Origin of the sequence: Populibacterium corticicola, from assembly GCF_042683685.1 — a bacterium.
Classification (GTDB): Bacteria; Actinomycetota; Actinomycetes; order Actinomycetales; family Cellulomonadaceae; genus Timonella; species Timonella corticicola.
This window is the reverse complement of record NZ_JBHUOP010000004.1, coordinates 39821-64906: the sequence shown is the minus strand read 5'-3', so window position 1 is coordinate 64906 and position 25086 is coordinate 39821. Positions and strand designations below refer to the sequence as shown.

Annotated in this window: 15 protein-coding genes and 1 pseudogene; 6 read left to right on the top strand and 10 right to left on the bottom strand. The window is 58.9% G+C overall.

The annotated features are described in order from the left end of the window. Positions 1 to 107: 107 nt before the first annotated feature. Entirely contained in the window at positions 108 to 389 is a 282-nt protein-coding gene (locus tag ACFSYH_RS09775) for a mycoredoxin (RefSeq protein WP_377466768.1), read from the top strand. Between the two features lie 90 nt (positions 390 to 479). Here ACFSYH_RS09775 and nudC read toward each other — a convergent pair whose 3' ends face one another. Further along, positions 480 to 1421, bottom strand: a complete 942-nt coding sequence (gene nudC, locus ACFSYH_RS09770; protein ID WP_377466766.1) for an NAD(+) diphosphatase — start codon at positions 1419 to 1421, stop codon at positions 480 to 482. Positions 1422 to 1589: 168 nt separating this feature from the next. Between nudC and ACFSYH_RS09765 the strand changes: the two genes are divergently transcribed. Then, positions 1590 to 2942 (top strand): phosphotransferase, encoded by a 1353-nt coding sequence (locus ACFSYH_RS09765; protein ID WP_377466764.1) that lies wholly within the window; start codon positions 1590 to 1592, stop codon positions 2940 to 2942. On the opposite strand, the gene ACFSYH_RS09760 is transcribed toward ACFSYH_RS09765, so the two are convergent. Together ACFSYH_RS09760 and ACFSYH_RS09755 are read right to left on the bottom strand one after the other, a co-directional pair. Next, complete coding sequence (locus tag ACFSYH_RS09760; protein ID WP_377466762.1) at positions 2939 to 6274, bottom strand: UvrD-helicase domain-containing protein; 3336 nt, start codon at positions 6272 to 6274, stop codon at positions 2939 to 2941. The genes ACFSYH_RS09765 and ACFSYH_RS09760 overlap by 4 nt on opposite strands. After that, positions 6271 to 9582 carry an ATP-dependent helicase gene (locus ACFSYH_RS09755; RefSeq protein WP_377466760.1) on the bottom strand — a complete coding sequence of 1104 codons (3312 nt, stop codon included), beginning with the start codon at positions 9580 to 9582 and terminating at the stop codon, positions 6271 to 6273. The genes ACFSYH_RS09760 and ACFSYH_RS09755 overlap by 4 nt, the downstream gene beginning before the upstream one ends. A gap of 117 nt (positions 9583 to 9699) precedes the next feature. Between ACFSYH_RS09755 and ACFSYH_RS09750 the strand changes: the two genes are divergently transcribed. Both ACFSYH_RS09750 and ACFSYH_RS09745 read left to right on the top strand, forming a co-directional pair. Then, positions 9700 to 10488, top strand: coding sequence for a TetR/AcrR family transcriptional regulator (locus ACFSYH_RS09750; RefSeq protein WP_377466758.1), 789 nt, complete (start codon positions 9700 to 9702; stop codon positions 10486 to 10488). Positions 10489 to 10603: 115 nt separating this feature from the next. After that, entirely contained in the window at positions 10604 to 10828 is a 225-nt protein-coding gene (locus tag ACFSYH_RS09745; protein WP_377466756.1) for a DUF3107 domain-containing protein, read from the top strand. 66 nt (positions 10829 to 10894) lie between these two features. Here the strand turns inward: ACFSYH_RS09745 and ACFSYH_RS09740 are convergent, their stop codons facing one another. The 7 genes and pseudogenes from ACFSYH_RS09740 to ACFSYH_RS09710 all read right to left on the bottom strand — a co-directional run bounded on the left by ACFSYH_RS09740 (position 10895) and on the right by ACFSYH_RS09710 (position 21835). Continuing rightward, positions 10895 to 11659, bottom strand: coding sequence for a ferritin-like fold-containing protein (locus ACFSYH_RS09740; RefSeq protein WP_377466754.1), 765 nt, complete (start codon positions 11657 to 11659; stop codon positions 10895 to 10897). A gap of 53 nt (positions 11660 to 11712) precedes the next feature. Next, the gene (locus ACFSYH_RS09735; protein ID WP_377466753.1) at positions 11713 to 13359 is read right to left on the bottom strand and encodes a DEAD/DEAH box helicase; all 1647 of its coding nucleotides are present in this window, start codon (positions 13357 to 13359) and stop codon (positions 11713 to 11715) included. Positions 13360 to 13750: 391 nt separating this feature from the next. Then, entirely contained in the window at positions 13751 to 17041 is a 3291-nt protein-coding gene (locus tag ACFSYH_RS09730) for an HtaA domain-containing protein (protein ID WP_377467181.1), read from the bottom strand. Between the two features lie 1536 nt (positions 17042 to 18577). After that, a pseudogene (locus ACFSYH_RS09725) lies at positions 18578 to 19129 on the bottom strand (HtaA domain-containing protein); the annotation flags it as partial. 170 nt (positions 19130 to 19299) lie between these two features. Next, on the bottom strand, positions 19300 to 19800 hold the full coding sequence (locus tag ACFSYH_RS09720; protein ID WP_377466752.1) for a neocarzinostatin apoprotein domain-containing protein: 501 nt from the start codon (positions 19798 to 19800) through the stop codon (positions 19300 to 19302). Between the two features lie 566 nt (positions 19801 to 20366). Beyond that, positions 20367 to 20996, bottom strand: coding sequence for a MarC family protein (locus tag ACFSYH_RS09715; RefSeq protein WP_377466750.1), 630 nt, complete (start codon positions 20994 to 20996; stop codon positions 20367 to 20369). Further along, a complete protein-coding gene (locus ACFSYH_RS09710; protein WP_377466749.1) occupies positions 20993 to 21835 on the bottom strand; it encodes a PHP domain-containing protein in 843 nt (280 codons plus the stop codon). The genes ACFSYH_RS09715 and ACFSYH_RS09710 overlap by 4 nt, the downstream gene beginning before the upstream one ends. Before the next feature lie 192 nt (positions 21836 to 22027). Here ACFSYH_RS09710 and ACFSYH_RS09705 point away from each other — a divergent pair, with 192 nt between their 5' ends. Further along, positions 22028 to 23593, top strand: a complete 1566-nt coding sequence (locus ACFSYH_RS09705; protein WP_377466748.1) for an aminopeptidase P family protein — start codon at positions 22028 to 22030, stop codon at positions 23591 to 23593. A 202-nt stretch (positions 23594 to 23795) separates the two neighbouring features. Then, positions 23796 to 25064: an MFS transporter gene (locus ACFSYH_RS09700; protein ID WP_377466747.1), complete on the top strand. Its 1269-nt coding sequence runs from the start codon at positions 23796 to 23798 to the stop codon at positions 25062 to 25064. Positions 25065 to 25086: the final 22 nt, after the last annotated feature.

Here is a 25086-nt window from a genome sequence, read left to right as displayed (position 1 = left end):
CCGTCCGAAGCTGGGTTCCCGGCTTTCGCTACAGCGCTCCCTGTGCCTACGATCTAACAGCACTGGTTGACCCAGCGCATTTTTGATTCTTCACGAGGAGCCATCCAATGCCCGCACTCGACGCACCGCATCTTCCCTCCGCAGGCCAGATCGTCATGTACTCAACCACCTGGTGTGGATACTGCAAGCGCCTCAAGACGCAACTCGACAGCGCCGGAATCAACTACGAGGAAGTCAACGTTGAGGAAGTGCCTGGAACCGCCGAGTACGTCGAGTCGGTCAACGGAGGAAACCGAGTTGTACCGACCGTTGTGTTCTCTGACGGCACCTCGGCCACGAACCCATCGCTGAACGAGGTCAAGGAACGAGTCGCAGCAGCACAGGGCTAGCGCCACAGTGCGGTCTTCTGGGTTTTCCCAGTGATTCATTGGGGAAAACCCAGAAGACCGCACCCTAACATGCGTAAACGCGGCAGCGCGTTAAAGCCTGTGCTCCCCAGCAAGCCACACCTCAATCAGCCCTCGTGCGATCGTCGTGGCTCCTGGCAGGCCAATGCTCCCACGCTCGGCCCCGTCACGTAGTTCTGCACGGGTGAACCAGCGTGCTTCCCGGATCTCATCTTCCTCAACCACAATGCTGTGGCTGACAGCACGCGCGAAATACCCGAGCATAAGCGAGGCGGGAAAGGGCCACGGCTGCGACTCCCAGTACGCAACGTCGCTGACCCGCACGCTGGTTTCCTCAAGTACCTCACGCCTAACCGCAGCCTCAAGAGTCTCGCCGGGTTCCACAAAACCAGCCAGCGTGGAAAACCTATTCCTCGGCCATTTGGTTGAGTTGCCGAGCAAAAGCCTGTCGTCCTCGTCAACGACCGCCATGATGACGGCAGCATCGGTACGCGGGAAATGTTCGACGGAGCAGTTCTCGCAGACGCGCACCCAACCAGATTGGGATAGCTGGGTACGCCCACCGCAGCGCCCACAAAACAATGCTGTCACGTGCCAGTTTGCAAGTGCGACCGCCGGCAGGGCAACCTCACACTCGGACCAGGCACCACCCTCCACGAACTGCCTCAGCTCACGCCACACGACACCGGTCCGCCACTCTCGCGTTGACATCCCCTCAACCAGTTCAGGGATCACGATTGCGACCACGTCAACGCCGTCCTGCCTGCCCAAATACAGCCACAACGTCTCGGGATGCTCGCGCAGAAAACCGGGAAACTCGTCGGCAATGAACCAGCGCAGTCTCTCCCCCGTCTCCCCGCCACCGGCTGGGACCACCGCTAGTTGGCGGTCATAGACTGCCGCAATCCGGGTACTCGGTTCGCGGCGAATCCGCTCAAGGAAACCCCGTTCGGAGCGCGCGAGCGCATTGCGGTCGAGGTGGGGCAGGGCGAAGGGAAATCTATCTGAGTGCATCGAGAAGACCTTACAACGCGCCATCCATCGACCGCCTCACGACACCGGCTGAAATTGTGCGACCACACCCAACGCTTTCAGTGGGAGACCAGCACAACTACCAGGCACCCGGGACACACGCCCGCTCCTACCCCACCTGCGAGGGCGGTGGCGACTATTGTTGGAAAAGTGCAGCGTTCTCATCTAGCCCTAGCAGCCCTCGCAACCGTCGTGGTGCCTAGAATCGACATCTACCAGGCACGGCCAGCACCGGCAGCGGAAGGATTCGAGGCCGCATACGTACTTGACTCACAGAGTCGTACCTGGATCGTGCGCGCGCCACTCAATCCAACCGCAGGCGCCTCCCTCGAAGCAGAAGCCGCGTTTCTACGCTCGATTGAGCGCCACGTCGATTCTGGTGCACTGCCATTCGTCACCCCGCGGCCAGCAGGATTCGCGCCCCTCATCGAGGGTGGCCGTGCGATGGTCTACCCGCATCTTCCGGGCAACCAACTTCGACTTGAACGGCTCCGCCCCGGACCCGGCGCCGCCGCGAGCCTCGGTCGAGCGCTCGGCGCGCTCCACTCGCTGCCCACCTCGATCCTCGAGGACTCCGCTTTCCCCACATATACCGCCGAACAGTATCGGGAACGTAAACTGGCTGAACTCGACGAGGGTGCGGCTTCGGGTTTGGTTCCGGTCACGCTGCTGCGTCGTTGGGAGAAGGCCCTCGAAAACGTTGTACTGTGGAAGTTCATGCCCGTGGTAACGCATACGAACCTCTCCGAGGACTGTGTGATCATGGCGCACGGTCAGGTTTCAGCAATCGCCGACTGGTCATCGGTGCAGGTCGGAGATCCTGCCGAGGATCTAGCCTGGCTCGTTGCTGCCGCGCCGATGGACAGCGTGGATTCCATCTTCGAGGCGTACCAGATGCGCCGTGCCGAGGCGTTGGACAAGCACCTCATTGATCGCGCGCTACTTGGCAGCGAACTCGCAGTGCTCAAGTGGCTGCTGCACGGTGTGCACGACAACAACGCCGAGATCATCGATGACGCCACCGCGATGCTCAACGATCTCGTGGAGGCCACTACCCAGGACACCTCCACCGGGTCATTCACCGTCACGACGATGCCCGCCCCGGTCGACCGTGCCCCGTCCGAGCGGATTATCGGCGACACTGGGGCATTGGAGAAACCCACGTCCACGTCCGGTGGGTCTCCGGCCAGTGCCGGAATTACCACTGCCGACGAGTCGGCGGCCTCTCCGTCCACCGCTCGTTCCGGCTCGGTTCCGATGACGCCTGACGGCCCGATGAGCAACGAAGAGGTATGGACCGCTGCCCAGCCTGTTGTTTCCACCGATGACAGCGAAGAACTACGCTTGGCCCTCGAATCCGGTGAGTTCGCCCTGCCAGACTACGAGCGGGCCACGCCTCCCATGCCATACGCGGACGCACAAACCGAAGTGCTTTCCGCTCTGCCCGACCCCGAAACGGATCCGGACGAAAGCCAAAGGTCTGATTCTGATGGAGAAGGCTAAGCTCGACCGACCCGCATGATCTGTTCAATATCCTCCAAGGTTGCAAGAGTTGTGGGCCGCACAGTCGTATTGCCCGCAACGTAGAAGAACGCAGCACCAATCTGTTCAAGCGGCGTACCCGTCAGTTGCGCCCAGGCGATCCGGTATAGCGCCAACTGTAGTTCTCGGCTGGACGCCTCTTTCATGTCGCTCGGTACGCGCCCGGTCTTCCAGTCGACGACCACTACGCCCCCTGGGTTCTCGGGGTCAGGGAACACTGCATCGATGCGCGCACGAATGACCGTACCCGCGACCACGATGTCCACGTCCTGTTCGAGTGCGATGGGTTGGAGTCTCGCCCAGGGTGAGGCTTCAAAAGTGGCAATGAGTTTTTCAAGCGTGGTGTCCGCTTCAAACAGATCGTCGTCAGCTCCAGGCAGGTCGTCCAGGTCAAAGAGCGCCGTCTTGCCGAAGTGCCGTTCCACCCACAGGTGGAAGGTCGTTCCTCGGCGTGAGGCAATCGACGGTTCGCGCGGGATGGGTCGGCGCCGTGCCCGAGCGTAGCCTTCCCGGTCTTTATCGATCTCCACGATTCCCGACACCGAGATGTGTGCAGGGAACTCTACCTCCTGCGAGGCCTCGTTCTTTAAGTCCCGTTCACTCAGAAGCAGGTCAGTGAGATCAGCGAGATCCACCCCCGTGGGACTGATCATCGGTGAACTCAGCAGGTCTGGCTCGTATGGCTGTTCTGCCACGATCTGCGCCGCCCTGCGGGTTAGCGTCAAAGTTCGTTTGATGAGGTCACCATTTGGCTCAGCGTTGGCCTCGGCAAACTCCCGGGTCTGCTCATATGGCCACGTAGCGACCTCTTCGCTCCCGTTCCTCGGATTGTTTGACTGTCCGCGTGGGGCCTTCTCAGGTTCAGGGGCCATAGCGATGAGTTCGGCCACGCCCTCATCCACGAGTTCCAACAGGAACTGCGACGGTTGCCCGGGCGTAGCACCTTCGCGCCACCAGGCACCGCTCAGGAACAGGCACGAACGTGCGCGGGTGAAGGCCACATAGGCGAGTCTGCGTTCATCCAGCACCTGGTATGCGCCTGCCTCGGCCTTAAACGCATTCATCGCTTCAAGCACATCATCTGAGTGTTCGGCGGACGCGTATTCGAGTTGCGGCAGGTCTTGGTAGTCTCCACGAAGTGGATACGGAAGCGCGTGTAAGGCAGTGAGCCAGGCGCTCTCCTTCGGGCCGCTCGCTCCACGAGAGGCGGGATTTGGGAACTGCCCATCAACCAGGCCCGGCACGACCACGACGTCCCATTCCAAGCCCTTTGACGCGTGAATGGTGATGAGTTGGACGGCGTTGATGTCGGTTCGACCAACGGGGCGTTCAAGTCCACGCTCGCGCGCCAGTGCGTCATCAAGCCAGGCAAGAAATGCCCCGAGCGTGGGTGTCATCGCGGTGTCGCAGAAGTTCACGGCCACTCGGTACAGGGCATCAAGATGTGCACGGCCAAACGGATTGCCGGGATCAACTGGTTGTCCAGCGCGGCGGGAACGATCGACGGCCAGGGCCATTTCAATGTCCAGGCCGAGTATTTTCTCACTCGCCTCAATGAGTTCGGGGACAGACAGATAGGTCAAGGACCGCGCCGTATCGAGTAATCTCGCAACCTCTCGTAGCCGTTCCCATCCGGACTCGGAGAATCCACTGTCCACCGCCACGCTCAGGTCAGGCAGTTCCACAATCGCGTCAAGGATTGAGCGTTCATCAATGGGGTCAACGTCAACGGTAGTATCCGTCTCATGTGCAGGAATCTCGCCACAGCCGCGCCTGACCGCCGCGTCCTTGGACAGTTTTCGAGCAAACTGCCCCAGTGCGATGAGGTCACTGGCGCCAAGGTTGACCCGTGGACCCGTGAGTAAGCGCATCAGCGAGTCGCCACGTGATGGATCGTGCACGGCCTCAAGGAAAGCTACGAGGTCCACGACCTCTGGCGTGGAGAGTAGTCCGCCCAAACCAACGACTTCGACGGGAATACCGTGCGCCCGCAGTGTCGATTCGATCAGCGGAAACTGGCTACGCTTCCGGCACAGAACCGCTGCGCTGCGTTCACCTGGTTTCCAGTGCTCGCGTAGATACTCGGCTATTGCCGTGGCCTCATCCTCAATTGTCTCGTAATAGGCGGCATGTACTTTCCCCCGCCCAGCGTTCAGGCGGGGTTTGAGCGATGGCAGAGAGTTGTCGGGGTCAGCCGCGTACAGCGGAGCGCTCGTGGTATTCGCAACGTCCAGAATCGCTGTGTCATTGCGCCAAGAGGTTCCCAGCTTGTACACCTGGGCACGTCCCCCATCGCTGGTTCTAAACTGCTCCGGGAAACGTGCGGGGCCTGCGGCGGAGGCACCACGCCATGCGTAGATCGATTGGTTGGGATCTCCAACAGCCGTGACTGGATGACCTTTGCCATAGAGCGCCGACAGGAAGCGAATCTGAGCGTATGAGGTGTCCTGATACTCATCGAGCAGGACAACTTTGAAGCGTTCCCGTTCGAGTTCACCGACCACACGAACGTCCTCGGCAAGCGTGGCCGCGAGTGCTACCTGGTCGGAGAAGTCAATGAGTTCATAGGTGCGCTTGTACTCACCATATTCGTGGACGAGGTCGAGTAGTTGCCTGCGGGTGGATAACGAGTTACCAAGTTTGAGGACATCCGCGTGGACAGCTCTCTTCTTTGGGGCAGGAGGCAGGTCTTCGAGCGGATGTTCGAGTTCACCGAGGCGTTCGCGAGCTTCCTCAATACTCAACAGGTGCTCGTTCAGTGCCCCTGACAGGGAGATCACCGCGTTTGTCAGGGTGGATACGGCATTGGTCGTGTCGATGGTTCCTTGCCACTGTTCGACGATGCCGTTGACGATGGCCCACTGGCTTGCCTCTGAGAGCAGTCGTGCGCCGGGTTCTCGTCCGATGCGTAGTCCATGCTCTTGAACCAGGCTTGACGCATAGGAGTTATAGGTAGAGATTGTGGGGCGGTTCAGGGCATCGAACGCGTCCTCGGTTGTGTCCTTCCCCTGGGCTCGAGCGAGTTGGATCAAGCGTAGTCGTACGCGTTCAGACAGTTCTCCTGCTGCTTTACGCGTGAAGGTCAGGCCAAGGACTTCAGCGGGTTGCACGATGCCGTTGGCGATCAGCCACACCACGCGAGCGGACATGGTTTCGGTTTTACCCGAGCCAGCGCCAGCGACGACAAGCATCGATTCGAGCGGTGCCTCAATGATCGCCGTTTGTTCCTCGGTGGGCTGGTGTTGTTTGAGCAGTTTGGCTATGTCGTGTGCGCTGTACGCATATGCGCTCATGCCTGGGTCTCCTTGCCCGCGGTGTCTTCTTGCACGGTCCGGATTTCAGTGACGCCCATGGGAATAACGTGTTGACCCTCGTTTTGGAGCGGGCAGGAGCGCCGTACTGGACACACCTGGCACATGTCATTGCGGGTGGCGGTGAAGGTGTTTGAGCGCATGACGCTCACGGCGTCGCGCACCACATCGCGCGCCCAGTTGTGTGCCGGGTCGGTGATCGCCTCCTGCCTACGTAGGGTTACGTCCTTGGTGTCGGTTCCGACGAGTACCAGTTCCGCCCCGTTGGGCTGCTGTGAGGCCTCGAATGCGCCGCCAAGGACCGCAAGTTGGTAGATTCCCAGTTGCGGGTTAACGGAGGTTTTTGCCTGGGTGGGTGCCTGTTTTCCTGTTTTGAGGTCGATGACGCGTGCCGCACCGGTGTTATCGATTTCAAGCCGATCCACGACGCCAGTGATGTGAGCCCCCTCGATTTCCACGGTAAACGGAACCTCAACCTCGACTCTGGCCAGGCCCTCTTTCTCACGTTGAGAAAAGAAGCTTGCCAGTTTCTCGATCATGGTGACGGCTCGCTCGTATTGCAGGTTGGCTGATAGTCCCTCTCCCAGCCGCAGGTTGGGCCATTGCCGGTCGAGTTCAGCCTTCAACTCGTGCAGGCGTCCGCGTGGGTATTGCGCGGCGATCGCGTGAACCAGCGTGCCCACGCTTTGGCTCAAGCCACTTGCCGGCACACCCCCAGCGGTTTCCAAAGACCATCTCAGCGCACAACGGCCTACGGATTCCACACGTGATGGAGACACGGGAACGGTATCGCGGTGACTGAACAGTTGTGCTGCCGAACTTAGGCCAAGCGCTCCGTACCAGTTGTGTGGGCGGGCAACCAAAACGCCGTGTTCGTTCAGGTACTTCAGCAATCGTGCACGGTCGGTCGCGGTCTGCTCCTCGCCCGTTTCAAGGGCACCCATCATCTCAGCACGCGCGAGAGCGGTGATCCCTCGAAGGTCCAGGGGAATGTCGGAGGCTTGAACACTCACGTGGGTGTGCGCGACATCGCTTAATGCCTCGGCATCATCAGGCGCGGGAGACACGAGGTTGAGGAATACCGATGGTTCTTGTTCATCGTCCCGTACGGCTGTCACCACAAGCCGTTGCGTGGCACGCGATACGGAGAGCGCAAACGCGCGCAACTCGTCGTAAAACACCTCTCGGCGTGCACCCGGCCCCAGACCGCGAGCGGAATCCGAGCGACCCGACAGCACCTCAACGAGGGTTTGCGCACCGAGCAGGGAATCTCGAAGCCGTAGGTCAGGCCACTGACCCTCTTGGACACCAGCCACAACGACGATAGGCCATGACCTACCCGCTGCGCCCGCCGGGGTCACAAGCGTGACCTTTCCCCCCAAGGCAACTTGCTGAGACAGTGAATCGGCGGGGATGTCCTGCGACTCGATGAAGTCGATGAACTCAAGCGCACTCGATTCGGGAAGCCGGTCAACATAGGTCTCTGCCGCACGGAACAACGACATAACGGCGTCAAGATCGCGGTCCGCACGCGCTGAAGCCGCACCTCCCGTGAGTGCGGTACGCTGCCACGGCTCGGCTAGTCCCGCGGCATCCCACACCGCCCACAGCACGGTCTGAGCAGTGGCATTGGGCTGTGTCAGGGCGCGGCGTCCAGCGGCTAGAACCCGAGCGACGCGCTCCAGCGGACGACCAACAGCTCCCAGCGAAGCAGGCCAATCAGGGTTGTTGAGGGCCTCGAGGATGAGTTGATCGGAGGTGCGTCCACCCCCACCTTGGAGTTCCTCACGGCGCAGTGCACGGCGGAGCTTACGGATACCGATCACGTCCGCGCCACCAATGACCGAGGCCAGCAGATCCAACGCCTCATCCAGTTCCACGTCGTGTGCGGATGCCCGCACAGCGTTCAGTAAAGGCCGAACTGCGGGTTCATCACGCAGAGGGATGTCGGTTCCCACCACAGCGACCGGTACGCCGGCCTGAGCAAGGAGCCTGCGATATGCCAGGAGCGCAGAACCCGACCGAGCGATCACGGCCATGTCAGTCCAGGGCGTTTTATCGCGCAGGTGCGCCGAACGCAGCAACCGGGCGATGTAGGCGACCTCAAGCGCCTCCGTGTCGAAGGTGCATACTTGGACAGCGGGCACATTCGTCACATCACTGGTGGATACGGCGGATTCCCCCGGATCAATGCGATCCGGGGCGAGCACGCTATCCGCCCGCCGATGCGAGACCACGCCAACCGAACCAATAGAGCCGGTCACCCTGCGCACCACCTCACGTAACTCGCGTGGCCCGCGATACACCTGCTCCAATACAAACTGCCTCGCACCAAACTGACCAAGCCGTTCCCGAGAGAACTGGGGTTGCGACGGGTCCCCCGCGCTTGCCTGCCCCACCAGGGAGGGCAGCGCCCCACGAAAACCTTGCACTGCGACATCTGGATCACCAAGCAACACGAGCCGGGTTCCCTGCCTACGCAGCACGGCGAGTAGACGGGCCGTCGCAGCAGTCGCTTCCTGATAGTCATCAACGATGATCACGTCCCACCCGGGACGGTCCGCGCCAGACCACCCAGATAGCGCGAAGGCCGCGTCATCGACGATCTGCGCTGGATCGTAACGCGCACCAGCGTCAGAGGCCATCGTCGAAAATGTGGTGACCTTCTGGTAGTCACGCACGATGCCCGCGCCTGCAACCCATTCGGGCCTCTCAAAGGCTTCCCCCAGTTGTTGGAGGTCGTCCGCGGTCAGACCGTTCTCAGCCGTGCGCATCAGCAGGTCGCGCAGTTCGGCGCGGAACCCACGCAATTCCCGCGTTTCCTCGCTGATGGAGGTGGGCCAAGCGGGCGGCGGCAGAATGCCGTCGCGATAGCCTGCAAGCAATTGCGCCAAAATCTGGTCCTGCTCCGGTCCCGTGATCAGACGCGGGACCGGCAATCCATGTGCCACAGCCTGCGCCGTCAGTATCGAGAATGCGAGCGCCGCTGGCGTACGTACAAGCGCACCCTGGCTCGCGCTCGTCAGCCGAGCGGTGAGCCTGTTGCGCAACTCCCCTGCCCCACGACGCGACGCCGCCAGCACAAGCACCCGATGTGGAGCCGTCCCATGTCCCACAAGTTCTCGTACCAGTTCAAGAGCCAAAACCGTCTTACCGGACCCAGGAGCCCCCACGACCGAAACCGTTGGCGCACCGCCCAAAACCGCAGCCACGACGTCACGCTGAACGGAGTTGAGAGATACCGACAAGTCATGCGCATCGACAACGGAACTTGGGGGGAGAAGTTTCACACTGCTATCTCACCATACCCCTGTGACATTCCAATTCGACGTGCCACACACCCCAACTCCCTTTCGAATAGTGAAATTAAAGTTCCGCCATGTGAATCACTGCCCTAGGCTATTGTTGTGGTTTCCCTCCAGACCGCCCCACACTCGCCCCTCGGTCAGGCCCCCGCACTGGGAACGGAACGCAAACGTCTCAGTGCTCTTGAGCGGCGCGCCCAACTTCTGGACATCGCCCGCGACCTGTTTGCGGGACACGGATACCACCACATCTCGATGGACGACATCGCAGTCGCCGCGCACGTCACAAAGCCCGTGCTCTACAAGCACTTCCCATCCAAATTCGAGTTGTATCTGGCGATCCTCAATGATCTGTCGTCCGTACTCGTTGAAACGGCACGCACAGAACTCATCCAAGCCCTCGAGATTTCCGACGAGTCGGCGACTTCCGGCGCCAGCACCGTGCTCGGGGATTTGATTCCACGTGCAGGCGCCGGGGCACCTGCCTCGGCAGTCCCTCCTGAACTCGCCGTTAGCGCCCAGCATGACGGTTACCTCGCGGTGAAAGCCGTGCTCGACTCATACATTCTGTTCGTTGAAGAAGCCGGGCTGGCGGCGTCTCTGCTTTTTGAGTCAGACGTGACTCGCGACCCCACCCTGCGCGCTCAACTCAATGCGCCAAGCGCGCATATCAGCGGGTTATTGTGCGATGCTCTTACACGTGCGGTGGGAGCGTCGCGCACTCAGCTTGAACCACTCGCCGATACCGTGACCGCTCTCGGCCGCCACCTCGCCGTTGAACTCCTGCACAACCTTCCAGAGCAGACCGCCACCTTCTCACTCGATTTGGGAACCGAACAGGTTGCACGCTTCGCCTGGCACGGCATCCAGGCCAGCACGTCCACCGCTTAGTGCCGCTGTGTAGTTTCGCCGTTAGGCAAACCCGGCACGTCGCACGCGAGTGGCCACTAGTATCAAACTAAAGCCACGATCCGGCCTCTGTTCCGGGCATTCCAAAGGAGTCATCATGCTGGTCACCATCGGCATTCAGAACGTTGCACGCGAAGTCCGCATCGAAACCGACGAGACCGAAGAGGCTCTCAGCGCAGCGATCACCAAGGCAGTCACCTCCGGTGAACCGCTCGTGATCGCCTCGACCAAGGGCCACAAGACGTTCGTTCCAGCGGCTGCAATCGCTTTCGTGGAGATCGGTCAGAACGACAAGCGCTCAGTCGGCTTCGCACAGCTCTGACACGTACACGAAGGGCGCGGCTCCAAGAGGAATCTTGGTGCCGCGCCCTTCGTGTACCAGCCCAATCTAGGACGCCAGCCCAATGCGATCCATACGGCGTGCATGGTCGGCGGTGAGTTGAGCGAATAGCCAACTGGTTACCAGCTTCCCGGTTGCCTCGGCGCCCTCTCCTTCAACCTCAACGCCTTGTTCAGCCGCTACCTGTGCCAACACGGATGCCAAGGCTGGATACTGAAGCACAAGACCTTGGATCTGGTTGAGTGCCTCCCCCACGAGTCGGCGACCCCACAGCGCGAGTCGCGAGGCTAGGACCGAGTCTTCCTGTGCGCTGTGCGTCAAAATATCGGAAGCGACCACGGTCTCATCGGAACTCGAAAGGGACTCGTCGACTCGTTCCCGGATGTCTGCCGGTAGCGCCTGGATCAGGATGCGACAGAAGTCCACAGCCACGGAATGGCCAACATACCCCTTGAGCACACGCTCGTGCCAGGTTTCGGCCTTTGTGCGTTGTTCATAGTCATCGAAGGCGTTGTTGAAAGCCCGCACTTGGGCTTCACCATCGGTTCCGCGTTCGTTGAGCAGGCTAATCAGTACGCGCATACGCCGGTGGGCGGCCGCCGAGAGGTCGGCTTGTGCCATCCGAAAACGAGCGTTCGGTGCACGCGACGCATCAATTGCCAGCCGCATCTGTGCGGCGAGTTCAGCGTAGGCGAGCAAGCCGACAACGGTGTCGGCTTCTTGGATATGAGCCAAGACCTCCACGGCAGCGGTGCTGCCGCCGTGGAGGTCTTGGCTGTCATGTGCTGGGGTGGCGTTTGGTTCCTGGGTCACCCATCCATCTTAGTGGGTGGCAGGGCTGGAACCTACATCACTTCTACCCTCTGCTATTCGCTTGCCTGCGTTTCACCGGTTGACTGAGCTGGCCGACGGGTACGCGTGCGACTGCGGCGCTTTTCGGTGCTGCTTGCCGACGACCCTTCCGCCTTTTCACCGCTCGCCTCCGTTGCGGTGGCAGTTGCGCTGACCTCGCCGTTGACACGACGGGTGCGGTTGCGTTGGCGCTTTGGGCGCTCGCTCTTCTCGCCTGTTGGAGCTTTATCCTCGGATGCGGCTGACTTGCGGTCACGATCGCCAGAGCCGCCACGCTGCGAGCGGCCACGCGTGTCGCGGGAACCGTCACGACCCGAGCGTCCACCGCGATCAGAGGAACGCGAAGTACGCTTCCCGGTTTCACCGAGGTCTTCGAGTTCCTCGGCATCCAGTCCGGCACGGGTGCGGGCTTCCTTGGGGAGACGCCCCTTGGTTCCCTCTGGGATGTCTAGGTCGGTGTACAGGTGTGGGGAACTCGAATAGGTTTCGATGGGTTCTGGAATACCCAGTTCGAGGGCCTTGTTGATGAGCGCCCAGTGTGGCACGTCATCCCAGTCCACGAATGTGATCGCGGTTCCCAACTGCCCTGCACGACCGGTACGGCCCGTGCGGTGGAGGTAGGTCTTCTCGTCTTCGGGGGTCTGGTAGTTGATGACGTGGGTGACGTTTTCAACGTCGATTCCACGTGCAGCCACATCGGTGGCCACGAGGATGTCAACCTTGCCGTTGCGGAAGGCACGCAACGCCTGCTCACGAGCGCCCTGGCCGAGATCTCCGTGCAATGCCCCGGCAGCGAAGCCACGCTCAACGAGTTCCTCGCTGACCTTGGCCGCAGTACGCTTGGTCCGCGTGAACACGATGGTCAGTCCGCGCCCGCGAGCCTGGAGGATACGCGAGAGCATCTCGGTCTTGTCGAGCGCGTGCGCCCGGTAGATGACCTGCTTGATGTTCTTGTGGGTAGCGCCCGCGTCTTCTGGGTCGTTGGCCCGGATGTGAGTGGGCTGGTTCATGTAGCGACGTGCCATCGACACGACAGCGCCAGGCATGGTTGCGGAGAACAGCATCGTGTGGCGTACGGCTGGGGTCTGCGCGAGGATCTTCTCAACGTCCGGCAGGAAGCCGAGGTCGAGCATTTCGTCGGCTTCGTCAAGCACGACAACTGCTGCACGCGACAGGGTCAGGTGGCGCTGCTTGAGCATGTCAACGATGCGTCCGGGGGTTCCCACAACAACTTCAGCACCAGTGTTCAGTGCTTCGATCTGTGGTTCGTACGCACGTCCACCGTAGAGTTGCACGATACGCACGGAACGCTTCGCGCTGGCTACCTCGAAGTCCTTGGCAACCTGCACGGCAAGTTCACGCGTTGGCACGATGACGAGTGCCTGTGGTTTGCCTGGGGCTGGAAGTTGGTCGTAGCCATCTTCACCCGGGCCGATGACACGGGTAAGGAGGGGCACACCGAATCCGAGGGTCTTGCCGGTTCCGGTCTTTGCCTGGCCGATGATGTCGTGTCCCTGCAGGGCTACGGGCAGAGTCATCGCCTGGATTGGGAATGGCTTGACGATGCCTGCTTCTGCAAGCGCGGCAACGATTTCTGGGCGGACGTTGAAGTCCGCAAAAGTCACATCGGTGTCTTGAACACTTGGGGCTGGTGTGGTCACTTATGCCTCGTTAAGGATTGTGGCTGGACCTTGGCGCATGTAGCTCACGTTCGCGGAGATTCCAGCTAGGCGGCAACGTTTCGGTGTTGCGGGCTACACGGCTGAAAGTCGACAGCCTGTGGTGGTAGCCGAACGTGGAAATACGTGGTCGAGATCGATCAGCTAGGCGCTGTCGTATCTGGGCCTAAGAGTTAATCGAGACGAACGGGCAACCAGTTAACATCCCTATTGTACTGCGCGTGGCCGCCCCTAGGCGGTAAAGCGCGCCAGATCACGCAACACAGCGTGCTCGACGCCACGCAACCGATTCGTCGCCAAGCAAAACCGTTAGACGCAGACACAGCGAGGCCATGCAGAGAATCCTGGATGGCCTCGCTGTTAGAGGAAGAACTTACTCACCGTCAGTGAGCGTGCTGGCCTCCTTGTTGTTGTCGAGGCTACGTTTGCGCACGAACCATACGAGTGCTGTGAGCACTGCCGCTGCTCCAACTCCGCTTCCACCCCACAGAATCCAGTTGATGCCATCTTCTTCTGGCACGGCTGGCCCACTGATTGGGGTGACTTCCTGCGGTGTTTCCTCAACGACCGGTTCTGGCTCCTCATCCGTCGCACATTCCTCAGCCACGGTGAAAGTGAAACTTACTGGATCGAATTCCGTTCCCGTTTCATAGTTGGGGAATGCTTCGTATCCTTGGGAGGTGATCGTTGCAGGCACCTCGGTCGCCGTGTAGGTTATCCCGTCCTCCGCAAGTTCGAGCGGTGCCGCGGAGAGGTCCAGTTCCACAAACGGAATCTGCGTATGTGTTTGGACATTGTCTTCGTTTCCGCTGAGTGCATCCTCCATCGAGACACCTGACACGTCAAGTAGCAGGTATGCCGTCGATGAGTCAGTGATTTTGATCGTTGGATTCGCAATCGAAGTGTTCAGCAGCCCGTCATGTCCAGTGAACTGGATGGTGCCAGGAAGCGTGATCTCACCGGCGGATTCTTCAGTGTCGAAGGCTCCGGTTCCGTCCTTCCACGCAAAGTGCGGATCGCTGAAGGTGACACCGTCCGTGAGAGCCCACTCTCCCTTGGCTATTCCGCCACTGATGTAGTTGCGGAACGTTCCCTTGAAGCCCCATTCGAGTTCTGCCGCGCTCACGTAGCATCCGTCTGGTTCGGCAGCTTCAACGATCTCGAACACGATGCCTCGATCAACACTTCCTTGGAAGGTGAGCGTATGAGTGCCTGGTTCGAGGTCTGCGGGCAGCAGTCCCGTCCACGTGGCCTGTCCCTGCGCATCGGCCTTGAGTTTCTGTTCGAGGACAACAGGCTCGGAGTAAACCACAACCTTGATGTCTTCCTCGTTGGGTTCGAAGCCCTCAGCGGTCGCGGTGATCTCCGATCCTGCCGTAAGGCCTTCCAGGAGTTCTGGGTCGATCAGGATTCCAGTTGTAGCCGGTGGCGTGGCGGGTGGTGTCCACTTTTCATCTTCATCGTGTCCGGCCACCACCTGGTTCGTTCCACTCGGCGCTGCTGTTGCGGTTCCACCGATCACAAAGGACAGGGAGTCCATGTTGGTTCCTGCAGGGTAGAAGTTCGAGGACCCGTACGCAAAGGCGGTGGAGCCAGCGGCGGTCAAGGTCACGGGGACACCGCTGTATGAGACTCCACCGGTGACGTTCTTCTTGTTCGCTGCCGCCAGGTTGAGGGTAGCGAATTCAACCTGTCCCCCACCGTTGACGTTGACCAGCAGCGTGCCTTTGGAGGCGGAGTCCACACGCACGGCTGGATTGCCGAGCGTCAGGTTCAAGACGCCCTTGTGCCCGTAGAACTTGACCGCACCCGAGTACTTGGTTGTGCTCGTGGTGGAGTCCTTCTTCCAGTTGGTCTCGTTCTGGCCGAACCAGAATGCACCGCCTTGGCTTGCAGCTCCATTTTGAACAGTGATCGATCCCTTGGCGATTGGGCCGGTGATGTAACTGCGGAACGAGTTCTTCACTCCCCACACCAGCGACCCCTGGGTTACGCCGTCCTTCGTGGTGATTGGAGCGTCATCGGAGGTCTTGGACGTGTTCTTGTCGTTCTTTCCGCTGTTCTTTACGGGGTTCTTCTTGGGTGGGTTGACCTTTGTCGGGGCATCGGTCGCCTTTTCACCGATGACGAAGGTAAGCGGATCCATTTCAGTCCCGGCCTCGTAGAAGGTTGCATCACCGTAGGCGAACAGCTTGGCTCCACTTGCCGTGAGGGTCACTGGAACGTTGCTGTAGGAGATTCCACCCTGAACGGCCTTCACCGTCGCGTTACGCAGGTCCAGGGTTGCCAGTTCCGCGCTCTTACCGTTGGCTGTGATAAGTAGGGTTCCCTTGGTTGCGGAGTCGATGCGAACTACCGGCTTGGAGAACGTCAGATCGAGTTCGCCCTTGTGGCCGTAGAACTTCACCGCACCCTTGTAATTGGTGGTCGAACTGGTTGACCCGCTCTTCCATGTGGTTGTGTCTTGGCCGAACCAGTACACATCGTTGGAGATGATCGCTCCGTCCGATACGCTCACCTTGCCGTTGGCGATTGGACCGTTGATGTACTTGCGGAACGACTCCTTGACACCCCATACGAGTGAGCCTTGCACCGTCTGTCCGGGCTTGGGTGTCCCTGGCAGGTTCGGGTCGGTTGGCACCGTTGGCTTTGATGGCTCTTCGGGTTGTGTGGGTTCTACAGGGTTGGTTGGCACCTGTGGGATCGCGTTTTCGAATCCGACCGCGAATCCTGTGGGTGCCTTGTTCTTGTCGAACGTGCCACCGGTTGTGTAGAAGTAGGCTGCCAGCCCGGTCGAGACGTGGAAGTCAACGAACTGTTGTGGCCACGCGCCCCAGTTCCCGGTGCGGATCTGCGTGGTTTGTCCGGCGGGAAGTTCCACCGTGACGCCAGCAAATTCCGGCGCGACAGTGAAGCCCTTCTCAGTGTTGACCACGACGTTCTTGAAGGTCGCCACCGTGAGGTTCTTGACTGGTTTAACCGCTTCCTTTGGCTTGTCTGGGTCACTCATGTCCCCGGAGTATCCGGAGAGATTTGCGACGAGTTTTCCAGTTCCAGCCTTGTCCACCGTGAGTGTGAAGTCGCCCATGGTGAACGGAACAAGTCCGTCGTAGAAGTTAACGGAGACCGTTGCAGGCCAGGTGACCTCGGCTGACCCGTCAGGTTGGACGACGGCCGTTCCATCGGTCAACTGAATAACTTGGGCTTCGGTGTTGTCATCCGTGATGTGCTGCGCACGGGTCGCGTAGGTGGCTTGCGTGTCCTTACCACTGGTGGAGCGAAGCAGGATGCTGGCACCGTTCTTCTTGGCGGAGTAGGTCTCCTTCGTGCCGTCGGAGGCTCCTGCCGAGAAGTAGTTTGCCGCGCTACCGTTTGGCGGTTTCGCCTGCCATTCCTGGCTTCCCGTCCAGTCAAGCACAACACCGGTGAACGTCCGTTCAACTTCTGGGGCAGCGTTCACGGTAAGTGTGGCAGCATCTGAATACACAGTTCCGGCAGCGTTGGTGATCTTCGCGCGGAACTTCCAGCCACTTTGTGCCTCACCAATCTCGCGGACAGTCAGGTATCCACCAGCTGTCGAATACGCATTCCCTGAAACTAGGCGCCAGCCCGAGCCCTGATTAACCTCCCAAGCAATTTCTGGGTGTGGTTCCCCAGATGCCATTACTTTGAATAGAACCGACGAACCTGCCGAAGCAACTGTATCCGACGGCGCCACGAGCACAGATGGCACTGTGTTTACAGTGAGTACCGCAGGCTCAGATGCAATGGATCCTGCTTGGTTCGTGTAAACCACGCGATAGGAGCTACCATTTAACTCTGGAGCAGCTTCAATTTTAAGAACATCTGAGGTTTCACCAGAAATATCTCTGTATGAAGAAAGGCCTGGTTCCTTGATCTGCCACTGAGCATCAGGACTCGGATATCCAGTACGTGAAGCGGAGAACTCAACAACGACAGGTTCTCCTTCTGTGTAGGTCACTGTCTTAGAACTAGGGCCGCTTAGGATATCAGGGGACGTCACACGTACAAACTTTCTGACACTATTGTCAGAGAAGTCTATGTAGATCGTTCCGTCTGAAGCTGAAGAAAATGGCACGGATTGGCTCTGATCTGCCTTTAGCCCGCGTATCGACTCGCGCCACTCAAGTTCATCGTTCCGGTACACTGCAAGAAAATCGGCAGCAGTTTGATAGAACACGTCACTGGACGCGCCTTCAAAAATGCTATACATCTGATCTTCAGTGACCAAGAAACTTTCATGAACTTCGAATCCCTGGCCACCCAGAATCACTCGATCTAGATGATGCGGCTGCCCGAATCTGAATGCAATAAGTTCTGAGCCACTTCCGGTTGGTATGAGTCCGTCATACTTGGTTTGACCTATAGGAACCTCGTCAGCAGAGCCATCATTACCTATATGAACCAAGGGTGTGTCGATTACTCCGGAAGCTGACCGAAGGCCGCCCAGCAGAACTGCTCCACCTTCCTTCAGAGGAACCAATTTACTCTTAGAGGCACCTGTCGCACCATAGAATCTCGCGTATGAAGGCTCCGGTAGAGCCTTATCGTCTCGACTCCAAGATGAAGCATCGGGTCGAAGTATCACCAAATGCTCGGTGTACTTGGGAGTGGTCGAAGTACCCTGAGCAGTGCCCAAGTCGATAATTACTGTTAGTTCTTGAACGAAGGGATTCCATACGAAGTCCCGGAGTCTCGACATCGCATATGAACGGTAGGCAGAGGCAGATGAAGTCCGTTCCGCATTAGCAGGGAAGTTCGCGATGTTTCCCTCAACATACTGATTTCCTGAACGGTCAAGTGTGAGTGAGTCCAGCCTATTACTCAGTTCATTTTCAGTAAGAGGCCCATTAGCAATTGGCTTGCTTGTGGTTCCTTCCTTAATAAAGAAGATTTGATTGGATTCTGCGTCAAAAGCAAAGTTTTTTGCAACCGAACGTAGCTCGATTTGTGCAATTTGACTCATATCTTCAGCGTCATAGGCCGTAACGACGACGGGATCGTTGGTCCAGCGAATGACGTGGAGTACTTTCTCATCAGCGGAAAGAAATGAGCGCCCATATGCAAAGGTTCCGTGCGGCTCCGACTTCTCAGATTCGGTGTACGACACAGTACCGGGATCAGTCCAAGCCTCACCGGTCACAGGAAAACCACCTGAACCTACGTAGGTGAAATCAATGTCGTCGAGTAGAACCCCTGCGCCATAGAAATTCGCAAATGCCTGAACAGCATCACGGGAAAGGTACGAGCGAATACCGTTCCATGAATATTTCTCAGCGTCCTGCTGATGAGTGGCATGTGCAACGTCAAGGTTTGCGATCTCTACGAGTCCGTAGTCAATCATGACGCCAGTACCTAGTTGCCGGCTAGATACCTTCCCATAAAGCACTTGCACATCCGCGTTGATATTGACGATAGGGTCAGATATCGATATATCTAATTCAAAGTATGGGTTGTCGCCTTTCTTCTCATGTTGTCGGAAATTGATTGTTCCAGCAAACTCGATCCGCGTTGAAAGACTTGCTTCGTCATATTTCGACGTTCTGACTGGAAACATGAAGGTTCCGTCGGGGTTGATTGCTGCGCCATTGGTTGCGGTTATCTGATCTGACGCTTCTCCGTTCCCAGTAACATAGTTGCGAAACGATTGCTTGAATCCCCATATTAGACCGCCAGCGTCTGCCCCTTGAGCAAAGGCTGGTAGAGTTGGCGCGCTGGTAACCAGCAGCATCGTAACGAGCAGTGCCAAAGTTATGAATATTGCACCGGGTTTTGCGAGTTTTTTTGGCATCGATTTTCTTTCATTTCAGAAAATTGTAGTAACTGTGGACTTATTAGCAATCGTCGAACACAGATCATGCGGGGCACACGATGTATGTGCCCCGCATGAATAACTTCGAGTTAGTTGAACGTGATCGGCTCGTAAGAAATGTTCAGGTATCCGGCTCCGTACTGTGAGGTAAAGACCGCGCACTGGCTATCACCGGTTACCGGAACACTACCTGCGCAGGTCACTGTTTCGATCGTAGAGGTTCCGTAGTGGAAGCCGGTGAACACCTGGTCAACATTCAGTTCAAGGTCACTGAAGTCGCCGTTGGAGTCGAGATCAACAATCTCTGCGTTGGTAGTGTCACACAAAACGACACCTGAGTTGAGATACTCGTCCAAATCGCACAGCGCGACGCGTAATTGCACGTCTCCATTTACGTTTTGGGTATACCCCGTACCGGATACTTCGACTGATCCACCATCAACCACACCAGTGGTCGGGTCGACATCTAGCGTTCCGGTGGCGTGAGCAGCCGAGATGGTTCCGGCTACTAGTGCAGCAGCGCTGAGCATGCTGGTGAGTGCAATCGCGCCAGCACGTCGGCGCGTTTTCGTAACGTTGCTTACTTGCATTCTTTCGTTCTCCTTACGAGAAGTAGAATGGAAGATGCCGTTCGGCATTTCCGTTTGCAGCGATGGCACGGTGTGTCATCGCCTCGAAGTCGAGCGGCAGGTTGGGGCGCATTCCTGCGAAGAACACGCGCCCCAACCTTTCCCTGCGGCCGACAACTCCAAGCGGTCAGTTACAAACAAGGCCTAGTAAGACAACTCAAGCCAACGACTGGCTCCAGTCCCCCTGATCAAAACCCATTCTCGTGCGGACTCCATGTCGACGCAGCGACCTTCTCTCACGGCCATACAAACCGGGAATAACAGGCTTTTGCGTTTCAACGGTCTCACACTCATGAAGTTGAGTTTTGATGAGCCTTACCTAACTTGGTTTTACCCTAAGACATAATCCACCTTTACGCAATATGCACGTTTCGTAATACGAGACCTTGGCCAAACACCCCTGGAACGTGGGCGAACGCCGATGCCAGCCGACTCGTCGTCAAGCAATACAACTCACCGGGCGACACAGCAGACAAAAAAGTGGAGGCGGCTCTTAAGCCACCCCCACTTTTCGCTGCATGCGCCCGCTAAGCGGTCTGAACAAACGCAATGATCGCGTCAGCAAGCAACTGGACTGCAATCGCGGCGAGAAGCAGACCTGCGATGCGAGTCACCAAGATCGTGCCCGACTCGCCAAGAATACGGTGGATGACAGAAGCAAAACGCATCGTGATCCACAGCGTCAAACAAATGAGGAAGAACCCAACGCCAAGAGCAACCCAGTCCGCCGCTCCGCCGTCAACACGTTGGACAAAGAGCATGGATGCGACAATCGCACCAGGTCCAGCGAGTAGCGGAGTTCCCAACGGAACCAGCGCAACGTTGACGTTCTTGGAGGACGAGGGATCGTCGTTGCCCCCTTCCAACTTTCCGGTCAACAGTTGCATCGCCACGAGCAGCAAGAGCAGACCACCCGAAGCCTGCAAGGCAGGCAGGGAAATGTGCATGTAGTTCAGGATCTGCTGACCGAAGGCGGCGAAAGCAAGGATCACACCGGCGGCAACGAAGATGGCGGTGCGGGCAGCCTGTTTACGCTGCTTCGAGGTCATCGAACTGGTGAGGCCAAGGAAGATCGGCACAGTGCCGGGAGGGTCCATGATGACGAACAAGGTCACGTAGACCTCGATCACAAGGCGGGTATTGATAATGTCGCTCACGAACGAACCACTGGGGTCACACCAAGTTCCTCAATCCTTGCAAACACCTCCGGGTCAGTGGTGTTCTCTCCAAGACGGTTGGGTTTACCGTCACCGTGATAGTCACTCGAACCCGTGATGAACAGGTTGAGTTCGCGAGCCAGGCCGGTAAGCCGCTCACGTTGATCTGTGGGGTTGTCGCGGTGGAAAACCTCAAGGCCTTGAAGTCCTGCCTCCGCAAACTCAGCGATAACACTATCGGATACCACACGCCCCCGGTCGGATGCTCCAGGATGTGCAAAGACCGCAACACCTCCTGCGGCTCGAATCGTGCGAATCGCATCGAGAGCATCTGGGGCATAGTGCGGCACGTAGTAGCGCGATCCTGGGTAGAGCATGGTCGCGAATGCTGCTGAACGGTCTGGGACGTGACCCGCCGCAACGATGGCATCGGCGATGTGCGGGCGACCGATCGTCGTTCCCTCGACGGTCTGTTCCAGAATGTCTTCCCATGTAATACCGAAATCGATGGTCAAGGCCTCCACCATGCGCTGGGCACGATTCACGCGCGCGTCACGCACTTTCTCATGCTGGAGCAGGAGCGCTGAGTGCTCAGGATTCTGGAGGTAACACAGTAGGTGCACGGAGATTCCGCGGTACAGCGCGGACACCTCGGTGCCACGGACAAGCGCGACACCCGTATCGTGCGCCGCGGCCTCCGCCTCATCCCAGCCGAGCGTCGAGTCATGATCCACGATTGCAACGACATCCAGCCCTGCGGCCTTCGCATTCACCAACAGTTCGGTTGGCGTGTCGGTGCCGTCCGAGAAGGTGGTGTGCGTGTGCAGGTCGATGCGCATACCTCCTAGGATAGGGGGCGTGCACACCCCGCGGCTGCCGATTCGGGGTGTTCCCCAGCACATCTGGCGTGATTGGCGACGATTCCCTCTTTTGATGGACAACGGCACCATCGCTGGCGGCTGGGTGCGCAGCGGCTCACGCCACTGGCACTCACAGGAACTCCGCTGCACTCCCGTGGGACAATGAAGGACATGAGCCAGAACCAGGTGAACCCAGAAGACAACGTTGACGGCACAACCAGCCGGGACGAACTCAAGGACCGCGTCAACAACCGCAGCCACCGCCCATCCTCCGAAAAGTTCAAGGAATTCATGACCTCGAACTGGGAACCGCGCAAAGATCTTGGCATCGTCGCCGGAGACTTCGCGCCCTACACGTCGGCCCGCCGTGCAGCCGTTTCGCAGCGGTTCCCCGGTGAGCGTCTCGTTGTCCCTGCGGGTGGACTCAAGGTCCGTTCCAACGACACCGACTACCGTTTCCGCCCACACTCGGCGTTCGCGCACCTGACCGGATTTGGAACCGATCAGGAACCCGATGCGGTGCTCGTGCTCGACCCGATCTTCGACAAGGATGGCAACCCTACCGGCCACGAATCGATCCTCTTTGTCCGTCCACTGGCCGACCGCAACTCCGAGGAGTTCTATGCGGACTCACGCTACGGAGAGTTCTGGGTCGGTGCCCGCCCAACGCTTGAGGATGTCACCCGCCTGACCGGGATTCGTACGATGCACGTTGACACACTCTCGGATGTGCTGGCCAAGGATCTTGGCGCCGTAACCATCCGGGTTGTTCCCGAGGCGGACCAGGCTATCGAGGACTTGGTCAACGGGCTGCGCGCGGAGGCTGGCCTAGACGTGATCTCCGATGAAGCGGTTGAAGACCTTGCCACACTCGATGCCGCTCTCGCGGAGGCGCTGTCGGAGATCCGCCTAGTCAAAGATGAGTGGGAGGTCGAACAGCTCAAGGAGGCCGTCGCCCAGTCAATCGCCGGATTCCACGAGGTTGTGCGCAACCTCCCCCGCGCTGTCGCCCACCGTCGCGGCGAACGCGTCATCGAGACCGTGTTCGATGCGAACGCCCGGCTTGAAGGCAACACGGTCGGCTACGAAACCATCGCCGCGTCCGGGGAACACGCGACCACGCTGCACTGGATCACAAACGACGGTCAGGTCAAGGAAGGCGACCTCGTGCTCGTGGATGCAGGTGTTGAGGTCGAATCCCTCTACACCGCCGATGTCACCCGCACTCTACCCGTGAACGGTAAGTACTCCGAGGTGCAGCGCAAAATCTACCAGGCTGTCCTTGACGCTGCTGATGCAGCGTTTGAGGTTGCAGTTCCGGGCAACAAGTTCTCCGACGTGCACGCAGCAGCCATGAAGGTTATCGCTGCACGACTCGAAGAATGGGGTCTGCTGCCAGTGAGCGCCGAGGAATCCCTTACCCCCGAAGGTCAGCAGCACCGCCGCTGGATGGTCCACGGTACCTCACACCACCTTGGCCTCGACGTGCACGACTGTGCCCAGGCCCGCCGCGACATGTACCTGGACGGCATCCTTGAACCCGGAATGGTGTTCACGATCGAGCCTGGCCTGTACTTCAAGTCGGACGATCTAGCCGTGCCCGAAGAGTATCGCGGAATCGGTGTGCGCATCGAGGACGACGTGCTCGTGACGGAAGACGGAAACCTCAATTTGAGCGCCGCCCTGCCACGCGATCCAGACGCAGTCGAAGAGTGGATGGCGTCGCTCCTCGGCTGACACCCTCTCTTTCCAGTAATTCCGATGTTGCGGCCCGGCCGGCGTTGTCACGCAAAACTAGCGAAACAACGCCGACCGGGCCGCAACATCGTTTGGAGGTTCAGGGACTGGCCCACTCGCTGGGAGGTGGGGTGGGGCTGGAACGAACCGACTCGTCGGAAATCAAAACCATCATGAGGGCCTACTACGCTACATTTGGCAAATGGCACGCTCAGCACTGTTAAACAACCAGAACTTCCGTTACCTGTGGGCAGGTGACGCAATCGGACAGTTCGGCGCACAACTTGCAGGTTTCGTCATCCCCGTCTTTGCAGTGCAGTACCTGCACGCAAGCGAAATGGAAATGGGCGTGCTCAACGCTGCGGAACAAGCAGCATTCCTTGTCATTGGGCTTCCAGTGGGTGCATGGGTAGACCGGATGCGCAAGCGGCGCGTCATGATCGTCACCGACATGGTACGCGCTCTCGTCCTCGCGGTCCTCGTTGCGCTGACCTTCACCGGGCATGCCTCGATCCCAGTTCTCATCGCCGTCGCGCTGGCCATCAGCGTGTGCAACACCTTCTTTGACGTGGCATATCAGAGCTTCGTGCCAGCGGTGACCGGCAAGAGGCACCTCCTTGAGGGAAACTCAAAACTTGAGGCCACCCACTCGGTCATGTACATCGTTGGGCCTGCACTCGGTGGCCTGTTGATCCGGTTCGTGAACCCCATCGCCGTGCTGGGCGGGACCGTGGTCACCTATCTTGCCAGCGCGTTCACGGTGCAGAAGATCTCCCTTGCCGAAGAACTCAAACCAAGGGAAGAGCGCCGCCCACTCCCCCAAGAAATCAAAGAGGGACTCGCGTGGGTGCTGAAACACAGGGTGCTACGTCGGATCGTCATCACCACGGCTGCGTCAAACCTGTTCAACGCGATGGCGCACGCGGTTGTCCTCATCTTCATCCTGCGGCACATAGGGATGTCCGAGGCAGTGTACGGCGTCGTGGTTGCGATCGCGGCTTCTGGTGGACTTCTCGGGGCAGTGATCGCAGACAGACTCTCCATGCGGGTTGGTGTCATGCGTATCCTGCCAATCTCAGCCATCGTGTGGGGACTCGCGGAGTTCCTCTTACCTGTCGGCGGCTTCCTGCCACCGTTTGCCGCCGCGGCACTGATCGCACTTTCGATGTTTGCGACCAACTTCTGCATCCTCGTGTACAACATCGCCCAGGTGACCTACCGCCAGCGGGTGTGCCCAACCGAACTACTAGGACGTATGAACGCCTCAGTCCGCTTCATCGTCTGGGGTGTGGGGCCGATTGGCGCTCTGCTAGGCGGATGGATCGGTTCCCAGATCGGCTCATGGACCACGCTGTGGATTGCCGCAGCCCTTGGACTTCTCACCTGCATCCCGATTCTTCCCGCCCTGTGGGGTGGCCTGGATGGGCAAGCGGAGATCGAAGAGGAGGCCCGCCGTCCGCAGGCCGACTGACTCTCACATACACACTCAGTGA